The organism is Streptomyces mayonensis, assembly GCF_018982965.1.
GTDB classification, from domain to species: Bacteria; Actinomycetota; Actinomycetes; order Streptomycetales; family Streptomycetaceae; genus Streptomyces; species Streptomyces mayonensis.
Genome location: NZ_JACBYP010000021.1, coordinates 77,175 through 89,111 on the forward strand (window position 1 = coordinate 77,175; position 11,937 = coordinate 89,111).

Sequence of the window (11,937 nt, forward strand, 5' to 3'; positions counted from 1 at the left end):
GTATACCGCAGTCAGTGAGGTCACTTCAGCGTTTTGTCGACATGCCCACAGGGAGACAAGTCAAACACAGATGTGCCCAACTCCCCCTGGCGGCGCGGCCGTCGGTTCTCCCGGTACATGCGTTCGCACAACACGAAGGCCCGGATCCCTTTCGGAATCCGGGCCTTCGTTGTCGTCGCGCACAGCCACGACTTCAGTAGCGGGGACAGGATTTGAACCTGCGACCTCTGGGTTATGAGCCCAGCGAGCTACCGAGCTGCTCCACCCCGCGCCGTTGTGTGCACAACCCTAGCACGGCGCGGGATGGGCCTTGACCAGCTCGAACGCCGGCCCCGACGCGACCGGGCGGTCAGCCGGGACCGGACGGTCAGCCGGTGTCCGATCCGCCGCCGGTGTCACCGGTCGGACTCGCGTCCGGACTGCTCTGGTCTCCCCCGGCCTTGTCCGCGCCGCTCGCTCCGTCACCGCCCTTGTCGTCACCGTTCTTGCCGGTGCCCTGGTCGGCCTTGGACTGGGCGTCCTCGGCCCGCTGCAACGCCTCCTCCAGGTCCTTCTGCGCCTCGGCGTAGGCGCCCAGGTCCTTCTGCTCCAGGGCCTTCTGCCCGGCGTCGAAGGCCTTCTGCGCGTCGCCCAGCGCTTCCTTGACCGTGGGGTTGGTGTCCGTCGGTGGCGGCTCGGTCGTGTCCTCGCCCTCGTCCGACGGTTGCTCGTTCTCGGCGGCCTGCGCTCCGAAGACCTTGCTGAGGGCTTCGTCGAGCGTGTTCTCGAAGGCCGTGTTGCCTCCGTAGCTCACGAGCACCTTGCGCAGCAGCGGGTACTTGAGGTCGCCACCGCGGACGTAGACCGGTTCGACGTACAGGAGTCCGCCGTCGACCGGCACCGTCAGCAGGTTTCCGTACTCGACCTCCGAGTCGCCACCTCTCAGCAGCCTGATCGTCTCGGCGATGTCCTGTTCGGAGTTCAGCTGGCTCTGGACCTGTTTGGGTCCGTTGACGGTCGTACTGGTCGGCAGTTTCAGGATTCTGATCTTGCCGTAGTCGCTGGTTCCCGCCTCGGCGTCGACGGCCATGAACGCGCTGAGGTTGTCACGTCCGTTGGGTGTGAACGTCGTCGTCAGCGAGAAGGCCTGCTGGTCCTGGTCGGGCATCTTCATGCTCAGGTAGTACGGCGGGACCGAGTCGCTCGACTTGTTGGTCGGGTCGTCCGGAACCTGCCACACCTCGCTGCCGCTGAGGAACGTGTTGGCGTCCTTCACGTGGTACCGCGTGAGCAGCTCCCGCTGGACCTTGAACAGGTCCTGGGGGTAGCGCAGGTGGGCCATCAGCTCCTTGGAGATCTCGCCCTTGTCCTGCACGGTGTCCGGGAACGCCTTCATCCAGGTCTTGAGGACCGGGTCCTTGGTGTCCCACTGGTACAGCTTGACGTCGCCGCTGTACGCGTCGACGGTCGCCTTGACGCTGTTGCGGATGTAGTTGACCTGGTTCTGCTGGGCCACCACCGCGCGCGAGTTGTTGTTCGCGGTCAGCGAGTCGGCGGTCGTGTCACCGAGCGTCGTACGGGAGGCGTACGGATAGCCGTTCGTCGTCGTGTAGGCGTCGACGATCCACTGGATACGGCCGTCCACGACCGCCGGGTAGGCGTCGCCGTCGATGGTCAGCCACGGGGCGACCGCCTCGACGCGCTCCTTGGGCGTGCGGTTGTACAGGATCCGCGAGCCGTCGCCGATCGCGCCGGAGTAGAGGATCTGCGGTTCGCTGAACGCCGCCGCGTACGCCGCGCGGTTGACCGGGTTGGACAGGTCGACCCCGCTGTCGCCCTTGTAGCTGAAGGTCTTCTCCCCGGTGTCGTCCGAGTAGTCGATCTCCTTCTGGGGGCCGCCGACGATCGAGTAGGTGGTGGTCTTCTCGCCGTAGTAGATCCGCTGCTCGTACTTTCCGAGGTCTCCCTCGGACGGCAGGTCCGACTCGGTGAAGACCGGGCGGCCCTCGGAGTCGACGGCCGTGCCCTTGGCGGCGACCACTCCGTACCCGTGGGTGTAGCGGAAGTGGTTGTTGATCCAGTTCTTCTTCGGGATGCCGGCCAGGTTCAGCTCGCGCAGACCGATGACCGTGTCCTGGTCCTTGCCGTCCTTCGAGTAGCGGTCCACGTCCAGGTTGGTCGGGAACGCGTAGTAGTTCCGCATCTGCTGGAGCTGCTGGAAGGTCGGCGAGATGACGTTCGGGTCCATGATCCGGATGGACGCCGCGGCGTCCACGTCGTCACGGAGCTTCGTCTTGTCCTTGGTCTCGCTCTTGCCCGCGTACTCGGTGACCTGGGTGCCCTCGATGCCGTACGCGTCGCGCGTGGCCGCGAGGTTCTTCTCGACGTACGGCGCCTCCTTGGCCTGCTCGTTCGGCTGGACCTGGAACTTCTGCACGAGCGCCGGGTACAGGCCGCCGATGAGGATCGCGGAGAGCACCATCAGGCCGAGGCCGATCACCGGCAGCTGCCAGGTGCGCCGCCACAGGGTGGCGAAGAAGAGCAGCGCGCAGATGACGGCGATGCAGAACAGGATCGTCTTGGCCGGCAGGTAGGCGTTGGCGTCGACGTACCTGAGGCCCGTCCAGTTGTCGGTGGCCTTGAAGTCGCTGGACTTCACGGCCAGGCCGTACCGGTCGAGCCAGTAGGCGACCGCCTTGAAGGCGACGAAGACGCCGATGAGCACCGAGAGGTGCCCGGTGGCGGCGGCCGTGGCGCGCGCACCCGGGCTGGTGACGCGGAGTCCGCCGTACAGGTAGTGGGTGAGCGCGGCGGCGATCACGGAGATGATCACGGCCGCGAAGCCGAACCCGAGCAGGAACCGGTACCAGGGCAGGTCGAAGGCGTAGAAGGAGACGTCCAGCTTGAACTGGGGGTCCTTCTGCCCGAAGGGCACGCCGTTGACCCACATCAGCCACGTGCGCCACTGGCCGGAGGCCGAGGCGCCGGCGATCAGACCGACCAGGGCGGTGATGCCGAGCAGCAGCCACTTCTTGTACGGGGCGATGCCCATCCGGTACCGGTCGAGGTTCTGCTGCTCCATCGACATGGCGCTCAGCGGCGGGCGCATGCGGTGGGCCAACCAGATGTTGAATCCCACGGCGAGCGCCATCAGCAGGCCGAAGACGAAGAAGAGCCCGATCTTGGTCCACAGGGTCGTCGTGAACACCGACGAGTAGTGGACCGACCGGTACCAGAGCCAGTCCGTCCAGAACCCCGCGAACATGGTGAACGCCATGGCGAGCACGGCGAGGACACCGAGTGTCAGCAGCAGGGTTCGGACACGCCGGGACGGGCGGCCCACTCTGATCCGCGGCCCCGACGGGGGGCCTCCGCCGCGGTCCGGCATCTGGAAAGCCAAGGTGCGCACCTCGAAAGTTCGCTGTTGATACGTCAGGCCCTCGGGTTCGCGGGCCCCCCGTGCGCCCTCGTGATCGTGGGCCCACACTTATGCAACTTACTCAACGTTTACTCGGTTCCCGATTCGGGCTACGAACGAGGCAGGATTGTGACCATGTCCAACACCCCGATGGCAGCGAGCCCCCTGACCCGGGCCGTACTCGAGATCGACGAGTACGTCTCCGGCCTCGGCTGGGACCAGCCCGCACGCCTCTTTGCACTTGTCGACACCGCACGTCTGAGGGCCGATCAGCCCTCGCTCGCGGACCGCCTCGGTCTGCGGGACGAGCCGGACAGCTCCGGCCTGACCCCCATCGAACAGGACGAGGTTCCAACGGACCAGCCCCTCGACGAGTTCCTGGGCACCATCGCCTGGCCCGACGCGGTGGTCGGCTGCGCGCTCGCCGTGGAACGTCTGATGCTGCCCCCGTCGGCCGAGGCCCAGGTCCCGGAGGGCCTGGACGAGACGAAGCTGGCGCGGTGGGTGGCGGAGCACCCGGAGCGGCAGGAGGTCCGGATGACGGTCGCGGTCCTGCGCGACGGCGCCCGGGACTCGGCCCTGCGGCTGCGGGAGAAGGACACGGCCACGGAGGTCCTCACGGGTTCCGACCTGGTGCCGGGCCTGGCGCAGGCCCTTTCGGCGACCTTCGCGGAGTAGGTTCCGCCGGGATCCAGCAGGCCGCTCGCCGTGTCAGCCGGTCGTGCACTTCGGCAGGTCGCCGGTCTTCCCGGAGCGGATGTCCTCGAGCGCGCCGAGGGCGTCGTCGATGGTGTCCACCTTCACGAGGGTGAGCCCGTCGGGGGTGTCCGCGGCGGCGGTCGCACAGTTGTCGGCGGGCGTCAGGAAGTACTGGGCGCCCTTGTCGTGCGCTCCGATGGTCTTCATGCCGATGCCGCCGATCGGGCCGACCTTGCCGTTGTCGTCGATCGTCCCGGTACCGGCGACGAACTTGCCACCGGTGAGGTCGCCCGGCGTGAGCTTGTCGTAGATGCCGAGGGCGAACATCAGACCGGCGCTCGGACCGCCGACGTCGGCCAGCTTGATGTCGATGTCGAACGGGAACGTGTGATCGGTCCCGGCGGAGATCCCGACGATGGCGCGCTCCTCGCCGTTGTCGTCCGAGGTCTCGGTGGTGACCGTGACCTTCTCCGTCTTCGTGGGCGTCCGGCGCTCCTTCTCCGCGGCGGCCTGCTCCTTGGCCGGCACGATCGTGAAGACGACGTCCTCGCCGGGCTTGTGCTTGGTCACCAGGTCGGAGACGTCGGTGGGCTTCTTGACGGCCGTGCCGTCCACGGCCTTGATCACGTCGCCCGCGTGCAGCCGGCCCTGCGAAGGAGAGTCCTTGACGACTGCGGAGACGACCACCCAGGACTTCACCGGGATGTCGAGCGCCTTCAGCGCGGCGACCTTCGCGCTCTCCTGGGACTGGCTGAATTCCTCCGCGTTCTCCTGGGTGGCCTCTTCCTCGGTCTTGCCGTCCGGGTAGAGCGTCTCGTGCTGCACCACACTGGTGTCGTGGGACAGCCAGCCGTAGACGGCCTCCACGAGGTTCATCTTGTACTCGGCGCTGGTCACCCGGACCGTGGTCATGTTCAGGTGCCCGCTCGCCTCGTAGGTCTCGTGACCGGTGATCTGCAGCACCGGCTCACCGTCGTGGTCCCCGAGGGTGTTCACCGTCGGCCCCGGTGACATCTCCGAGTAGGGCACGGGGATGAAAACACCCGCGCACAGGAGCGCGATCAGCATCAGGGTGGAGGCGAGCATCGTCGCGGTGCGGCGTGGCATGGCACGACAGTACGGGACGTGGCTGTCAGAGCACCGTCAGGGCGGTCCCTGCCGGGACGGCTCTCCCGTCAGGGCGCTTGCCGGTCAGGCGCCGGTGCGGGGCTTCTCCATGGCCTCGCGGAACCGGGCGTACCCGTCGAGTTCGGGGCCGTCGCTGCGGGTCTTGCGGGTGCGGTTGACCCAGCTTCCCCACAGTCCCGCGCCGACGGCGGCCAAAAGCGGGATCAGCAACCAGGCAAGCGCTGCCATGTCCGACCTCCCAGCCCCACGAGCGTCCGCAACTGACTGATCAGCAGATTAACCATCCGCAGTGACAACGCTCACGCCGGGGGGCAGGTTACGCAAGCCGAGGGACCAGGACCCTCTTTTTCCGGACACGCCCCGACCACCACCCCTGAACGAGGTCGCTACGCGCCCACCCATTCTTCTGTGCCGTCGGAGAACGTCTGGTGCTTCCAGATGGGCACCTCGCGCTTCAGGTCGTCGATCAGCTTCCGGCAGGCGTCGAAGGCCTCGCCCCGGTGCGGGCAGGACACGGCGACGACCACGGCGAGGTCCCCGACCTCCAGATCCCCCACACGGTGGACGGCGGCGAGCGCCCGTACGGGGTACTCCGCGACCACCTTCTCGGCGATCCGCCGCATCTCGGCCTCGGCACTGGGATGGCAGGAGTACCCGAGCCGGTCGACGTCGGTGCCGCCGTCGTGGTTGCGCACCGTGCCCACGAACAGTGCCGTGCCGCCGGCCGCGTCGTCCCCGACGGCCCGGAAGACCTCGTCCACGGACAGGGGCGTCTCCCGGACGCCGATCAGCTTGACGGGGTCCGCAGCGGCCAGCTCACCGGGGTGATCGTTCGTGGTTGCCATGTGTCCATCGTGCCGCACGCCACTGACAGACCGGAACGGCCTGATCGTCCGGCACACGCGCGTACCGCCTCGGAGGCTTCTCCGGGGCAGCCGCGCGGGGACACGTGCCGGGGCCGGGTGTCGGGGGCCGGGTGTCCCGGGCGGGTGTCCCGGCCCGGGCGGGTGTCCCCGCGCGGTGGGCGGGTGTCCCGGGCGGTGGGCGGGTGTCCCGGGCGGTGTCAGATGCGGCGCCGGGCCTTCCGCGCCCGCCGCACCACCGCCGCGGCGCCCAGCAGCGCCACCGTCGCGCCCGCGGCGCCCGCCGCCGTGGCGTCCTTGCGCCCGAGGCGACGGCCGGCCACCGTGTGCCGGCCGGAGACCTCTTCGAGGAGTTCCGCGAGCACCTCCTCGTTGGTGTACTTCGGCCGCCATCCCGCGTCGTGCAGCCGGCTGCCGCTCACCACCCAGGGATACATCGTGTACGCCAGGTCCCCCGCAGGTGAGGGCGTCAGACCGATCCGGTGCAGCCGGGCCGCCGCGCCGAGCGCCACCGCCGAGGGCAGCTCCATCCGGCGGATCCCGCTGAGCTCCTCGACCTCCTCCTGCTCGAGCCACCCGTCGCACCCGACGACCAGTTCCCCGTCCGCCTTCTCCAGGACGGCGTACTCCAGGGCACTGCACAGGTCGTCCACGTGGCAGAACTGCCAGGCGGGCCGCGATCCCGCCACGACCAGCAGCCGGGGCGACTCGAAATACCTGGTCAGGGCGGTGTCCATGCCGCCGACCAGAACGGCCGGGCGGACCACGCTCACGTTGAGCCCGGGGTGTGCCCGTGGCGCGCGCCGGGCGAGCCGTTCGATCTCCAGGAGGTCGCCGACGCCCGTGGCCTCGGCCGTGGCGCGCAGCTCGGCGTCCTCGGACAGCGGCAGTTCGTTGTCCGGGTGCGCGCCGTAGACCATCGCCGAGGTGCACAGCACGACCCGGCGCACACCGGCGGCCGCGGCGGCGGTCAGGACGGTCTGCGTCCCCCGGACGTTGTAAGCCGTCCGGGCGGCCGCGTCGGTCTCCAGGTCGAGGTCGAGCGCAAGGTGCACCACAACGTCCGCACCCCGCAGTTTCTCGGCGACGGCGGGGTCCCGTACGTCCAGAACGTGCCACCGCGCGGTCTCGCACTCCCCTCGCCGCTCGTCGATGGCCACGACCTGTCTGACCTCGTCCGATGCGGCGAGCCGAGCGGTCAGCAGGGCTCCGACCCCGGTCGCGGCACCGGTGACCGCGACGACGGGTCCGCGCGCGCCGGGGCGGGCGGAACTGGTTGACTGGTTTCGCGCTGCGCGAACCTGCGGATCTGGGGAACTCACCGGGCGTCTCCAGCGGTTGTCTTCAGTACGGGCGCGAGCGACGCGTACGTACCAGGTGGCATCCATCCTGCCGCAGGCAGCCGTCCGGCGAAGCACCGAGGCCCGAACGGCCCGGGGTGTCTACGCTGGGTGGTGAAGTCGGGCAGCCGTGCCGCCGGAAAGAACCGGCGGCCCTACCAGCCGAGGAACCCCGTGAGTGACACCCCATTCGGATTCGGCCTTCCGCCGGAGGAGCCGGACGACGGCGACGAGGGCAAGAAGAAGGACCAGCAGAGCGGCGGTGGTCAGGGACCGGCCAACCCGTTCGGATTCGGGACGCCCGGAGCCGGAGGCCTTGGCGGCCCCGGCGCGGACAACCCGTTCGCTGCCATGTTCGGGTCCATGAACCCCAACGACCTGGGCGCCGCGTTCCAGCAGCTCGGCCAGATGCTCTCCTACGAGGGCGGCCCGGTGAACTGGGACATGGCCAAGCAGATCGCGCGCCAGACGGTCTCCCAGGGCACGCCGGACGGCCGGAAGGACGCCAGCGTCGGTCCCGCCGAGCGCAACGCGGTGCAGGAGGCCGTACGCCTGGCCGACCTGTGGCTGGACGACGCGACCGCCCTGCCCTCGGGTGCCGGCACCGCGGTGGCGTGGAGCCGCGCGGAGTGGGTCGAGGCGACCCTGCCCGCCTGGCGTGAGCTGGTCGACCCGGTCGCCGAGCGCGTCGGCAACGCCATGGGGGACGTGCTGCCCGAGGAGATGCAGGCCATGGCCGGCCCGCTGATCGGCATGATGCGGTCCATGGGCGGCGCCATGTTCGGCACGCAGATCGGTCAGGCCGTCGGCGTCCTGGCCGGCGAGGTCGTCGGCTCGACCGACGTGGGCCTGCCGCTCGGCCCGTCGGGGAAGGCCGCGCTGCTGCCGGCCAACATCGAGGCCTTCGGCAAGGACCTCGGCGTGCCGCAGGAGGAGGTGCGGCTGTATCTCGCCCTGCGCGAGGCCGCCCACCAGCGTCTCTTCGCACACGTGCCGTGGCTGCGCTCGCACCTGTTCGGCGCCGTCGACGGGTATGCGCGGGGGATCAAGGTCGACACGGCGAAGCTCGAGGACGTGGTCGGCCAGTTCGACCCGCAGAACCCCGAGCAGCTGCAGGAGGCTCTCCAGCAGGGCATGTTCCAGCCGGAGGACACGCCGGAGCAGAAGGCGGCCCTGGCCCGGCTCGAGACGGCTCTGGCGCTCGTCGAGGGCTGGGTGGACGCGGTGGTACACACCGCCGCCAAGCCGCGCCTGTCCTCCGCCGACGCGCTGCGCGAGACGCTGCGCCGCCGGCGCGCCTCCGGCGGCCCGGCGGAGCAGACGTTCGCCACGCTGATCGGCCTGGAGCTGCGCCCGCGCCGGCTGCGCGACGCCTCCCGTCTGTGGGCCTCCCTCACGGACGCGCACGGTGTCGACGGCCGGGACGGTCTGTGGGCCCACCCGGACATGCTGCCGAACGCGTCCGACCTGGACGACCCGGACGGCTTCGTCCACCGTGAGCAGCTCGACTTCTCCGAGCTGGACAAGATGCTCGGCGAGGCGGCGGGCAAGCCCGACCTCAGGAAGAAGGACGGGACGGCACCGGACGACAAGCGCACGGACGACGAGGGCCCGGGCAGCGAGGGCCCCGGCGGTGCCGACGGCAGGAAGGGTGACGGCGCCGAGTGAGCCTCCACGACGACGCGCTCCTGGTCCTGAAGGAGCACCGGGGCCAGGACGAGCTGCGTCAGGTCTACCTGGACCACCTTGCGGCGTACCCGGACGGCATGTGGAAGGCCTGCGCGAGCGGGCACGTCACGGCGAGCGCGCTGGTGATCGACCCGTCGCGCGGGCGGGTGCTGCTGACCCTGCACAAGAAGATGCGCATGTGGCTGCAGATGGGCGGCCACTGCGAGCCGGTCGACGAGACCCTGGCGCGGGCCGCCCTGCGCGAGGCGACCGAGGAGTCCGGCATCGAGGGCCTGGGCCTGCTCCCCGGCGGTCCGGTGCGTCTGGACCGGCACCACACGCCCTGTGCCTGGCACCTGGATGTCCAGTACGCCGCCCTCGCCCCGGCCGGGGCCGTGGAGGCGATCAGCGACGAGTCCCTCGACCTGCGCTGGTTCCCGTACGCCGAGGTCGCCGACGTGGCCGACGAGTCGGTGGTGCGCCTGGTGGAGGCGACCCTCGCCCGGCTCTGAGCCGGTAAGGGGTGACCGCCATGGCAGGCACCCCTTACCGGGCAGGCTGCGGGCTCAGCTCCAGACGTTGCCCTGGTTCTGACCACGGGCACCCTGCTGACCCATGCCGTACTGGGCGGCGATACCGGATCCGAGCTGGGCGTTCTGCGGAGGCAGCAGCTCGCTGGGCTGGACGAGCGCGAAACCGCTGCCCATGAAGCTCAGCTCCCAGCCCTCGCCGGTGTTGCCACGCCGCCGCCACACCCCGGAGGAATGCGTCTGCGCCTGCATCTGCACCCGCAGGCCGGTGGACCAGGCGACGATCGCGTCGGCGTCGCAGTTGACGTACTTGTCGGGCGTCACCTGCATGAACAGCGGAACGCCCGAGGTCATCAGGGCGACCTTGCCCCGGCCGGTGATGTTGAGCTGGTACTTCCCCGAACCGGAGATGCCGTACAGGCTGTCCACGGCGATCACCTCGTGGTGCAGGGACGAGTCCATCGCCAGTACGTAGCTGCTGTCGACGGTGAGCCCGTCCTGGTCGACGTCCACGAGGTGGATGCACTGGGCGAGGTTGGCGAAGTAGACCGTGCCCTGCCCGTGGCAGCGCATCAGGTCCAGGCCCTCCCCGGTGTGCGCACGCGTGCGTGCCTGGTTGCTGCCCTGGTACTCGGCGTCGAACTCGACGAGCCCCTGGTAGGCGACCATCGTGCCCTTGCGGGCGAGCACGTCGTCGTGTCCCTCCAGGGCGACGCGGAGCATGTGCTTGTTCTGCAGGCTCCAGGTCTCCTGGGTCTGCTGGTCGTTGAAGGCGAAAAGCGGACTCTGCATGATGTTCTGGCTCCCCCTCAGCCCCGGGCCCGCAGGCGGTCGGTGCTGTCCTCGCTGGGCTGGACGACGACGATGCCCTGACCGGAGAAGGCCATCTGGAAGGCCTCGCCGCTGCCGCGACCGATCAGCGACTGCGCCTTGAAGCTGCGCTTGCCCTTCACCTTGAGGTTCGGGGACCAGGCGACGAGGGCGTCCGGGTCGACGTACGTCTCGTCCTCCCCGCCGCCGCAGTCGACCACGATGGGCTTGCCCCGGGAGGTGAGCGCGACCCAGCCCTGTCCGGAGATCTTCGTGTTCCACAGGCCCTGCCCGGCGAACTTCGCCAGGCCCTTGACCCGCTCCACGCCCCACGTCAGGTGGGCGTCGAAGGCGAGCAGGTTGGTGGCGTTGACGGAGATCCCGTCGCCGTTGAGGTTGATGACGACGACGTTCGCCCCGTAGTCGGCGAGGTAGAGCAGGCCGTCGCCGGAGCACTTCATCAGGGGTGCGCCCTCGCCGGTCAGCCAGTCCTTGGCGATCTGGCGGACGGCCGGCGGGTTGGGCTCGTACTGGACGAAGCCCTCGTAGGCCACCATCGAGCCCACGCGCGCGAGGAGGTCGTTCCCCGTCTGCATGGCGACCTTCAGCATGTGGTTGCCGTGGTTCTCCATGCGGGCGGTGACGGGTGCGGGAGCGTAGCCCGCGAGCGGCTGGTTCATGTCGGGCTCTCCCTCAGATCTCGTACGGCTGGACGACGACGAAGTTGCCGGGCGCGGCCCGGAACTGCAGGTTGACGCTCTCGCCCGTGTCGCCCGCGTAGGAGTTGCGGCGCATCCGCACCTGGCTGGAGACGACCACCTGGGCGGCGGCGGACCAGGCGACCACCGCGTTGCAGTCGGCGAACGTCGTGGGCGTGACCGGGAGCACCACGGGCACCCCCTGCGTCTTCACGACGATCGTGCCGGTGCCCTGGAACTGCATCGTGAAGAGCGCGCCACCGGGGATGCCGTGCCCCTCGATGCGGCGGACCTCGTACTGGAGGGTCTCGTCGAAGGCGAGCACGTTCTCCGCCGAGACGCAGACGGCGTCGCCCTGGAGCTCGATGGGGTGCAGCATCGCGGAGTTGTCCGCGAGGAACACCTGTCCCTTGCCCGTGCAGCGCATCAGCTGCATCTCCTGGCCGGTCGCGTTGCCCACGATCCGGCCGGCGAATCCGGCGCCCTTGTAGCTGAAGTCGACCTTGCCCTGGTAGAGCACCATGCTGCCCTGCCGGGCCAGCACCGGCTGGCCCTCCGCGCCGAGGTCGACGCGGACCAGCTTCTTGTTCTGCTGGGTCCAGCGCTGTCCGGTCGGCGTCTCCCGGAACTGCTCCAGCGCCGCGGTCACACCGGCACCCTGGGGCGCGCCCGCGGCCATGCCCTGCGGGGCACCGTGGCCGGCCTGCTGACCGTAGCCCGGGGGCGGCGGGGCCGGCTGGCCGGGGACCTGGCCGTAGCCGGGGGGCGCGGGCGGCTGCCCGTAACCCGGCTACGGCCAGGTCC

At 69.7% G+C, this 11,937-nt stretch carries 10 protein-coding genes, 1 tRNA gene and 1 pseudogene; 3 read left to right on the forward strand and 9 right to left on the reverse strand.

The window, feature by feature from the left end; translation table 11 throughout:
• Window positions 1-197 precede the first annotated feature (197 nt).
• Window positions 198-271, reverse strand: a tRNA-Met gene (locus HZS56_RS11085).
• A gap of 96 nt (window positions 272-367) precedes the next feature.
• On the reverse strand, window positions 368-3,367 hold the full coding sequence (locus tag HZS56_RS11090; protein WP_216720583.1) for a UPF0182 family membrane protein: 3,000 nt from the start codon (window positions 3,365-3,367) through the stop codon (window positions 368-370).
• Window positions 3,368-3,532: 165 nt separating this feature from the next.
• Between HZS56_RS11090 and HZS56_RS11095 the strand changes: the two genes are divergently transcribed.
• Window positions 3,533-4,075 (forward strand): PPA1309 family protein, encoded by a 543-nt coding sequence (locus HZS56_RS11095; protein WP_216720569.1) that lies wholly within the window; start codon window positions 3,533-3,535, stop codon window positions 4,073-4,075.
• A 33-nt stretch (window positions 4,076-4,108) separates the two neighbouring features.
• On the opposite strand, the gene HZS56_RS11100 is transcribed toward HZS56_RS11095, so the two are convergent.
• The 4 genes from HZS56_RS11100 to HZS56_RS11115 all read right to left on the reverse strand — a co-directional run bounded on the left by HZS56_RS11100 (window position 4,109) and on the right by HZS56_RS11115 (window position 7,409).
• Window positions 4,109-5,203 carry a YlbL family protein gene (locus HZS56_RS11100; protein ID WP_216720570.1) on the reverse strand — a complete coding sequence of 365 codons (1,095 nt, stop codon included), beginning with the start codon at window positions 5,201-5,203 and terminating at the stop codon, window positions 4,109-4,111.
• 84 nt (window positions 5,204-5,287) lie between these two features.
• Window positions 5,288-5,452 (reverse strand): hypothetical protein, encoded by a 165-nt coding sequence (locus tag HZS56_RS11105; protein WP_216720571.1) that lies wholly within the window; start codon window positions 5,450-5,452, stop codon window positions 5,288-5,290.
• A gap of 158 nt (window positions 5,453-5,610) precedes the next feature.
• Window positions 5,611-6,069 carry a molybdenum cofactor biosynthesis protein MoaE gene (locus tag HZS56_RS11110; RefSeq protein WP_216720572.1) on the reverse strand — a complete coding sequence of 153 codons (459 nt, stop codon included), beginning with the start codon at window positions 6,067-6,069 and terminating at the stop codon, window positions 5,611-5,613.
• Between the two features lie 218 nt (window positions 6,070-6,287).
• A complete protein-coding gene (locus HZS56_RS11115) occupies window positions 6,288-7,409 on the reverse strand; it encodes an SDR family oxidoreductase (protein ID WP_216720573.1) in 1,122 nt (373 codons plus the stop codon).
• Window positions 7,410-7,601: 192 nt separating this feature from the next.
• Between HZS56_RS11115 and HZS56_RS11120 the strand changes: the two genes are divergently transcribed.
• Both HZS56_RS11120 and HZS56_RS11125 read left to right on the forward strand, forming a co-directional pair.
• On the forward strand, window positions 7,602-9,095 hold the full coding sequence (locus tag HZS56_RS11120; protein ID WP_216720574.1) for a zinc-dependent metalloprotease: 1,494 nt from the start codon (window positions 7,602-7,604) through the stop codon (window positions 9,093-9,095).
• The gene (locus HZS56_RS11125) at window positions 9,092-9,607 is read left to right on the forward strand and encodes an NUDIX hydrolase (RefSeq protein ID WP_216720575.1); all 516 of its coding nucleotides are present in this window, start codon (window positions 9,092-9,094) and stop codon (window positions 9,605-9,607) included. The genes HZS56_RS11120 and HZS56_RS11125 overlap by 4 nt, the downstream gene beginning before the upstream one ends.
• Before the next feature lie 54 nt (window positions 9,608-9,661).
• Here HZS56_RS11125 and HZS56_RS11130 read toward each other — a convergent pair whose 3' ends face one another.
• The 3 genes and pseudogenes from HZS56_RS11130 to HZS56_RS11140 all read right to left on the reverse strand — a co-directional run.
• Window positions 9,662-10,417 carry an AIM24 family protein gene (locus HZS56_RS11130; protein WP_216720576.1) on the reverse strand — a complete coding sequence of 252 codons (756 nt, stop codon included), beginning with the start codon at window positions 10,415-10,417 and terminating at the stop codon, window positions 9,662-9,664.
• Between the two features lie 17 nt (window positions 10,418-10,434).
• Window positions 10,435-11,115, reverse strand: coding sequence for an AIM24 family protein (locus tag HZS56_RS11135; protein ID WP_216720577.1), 681 nt, complete (start codon window positions 11,113-11,115; stop codon window positions 10,435-10,437).
• Between the two features lie 13 nt (window positions 11,116-11,128).
• Window positions 11,129-11,923, reverse strand: a pseudogene (locus tag HZS56_RS11140) (AIM24 family protein); the annotation flags it as partial.
• Window positions 11,924-11,937: the final 14 nt, after the last annotated feature.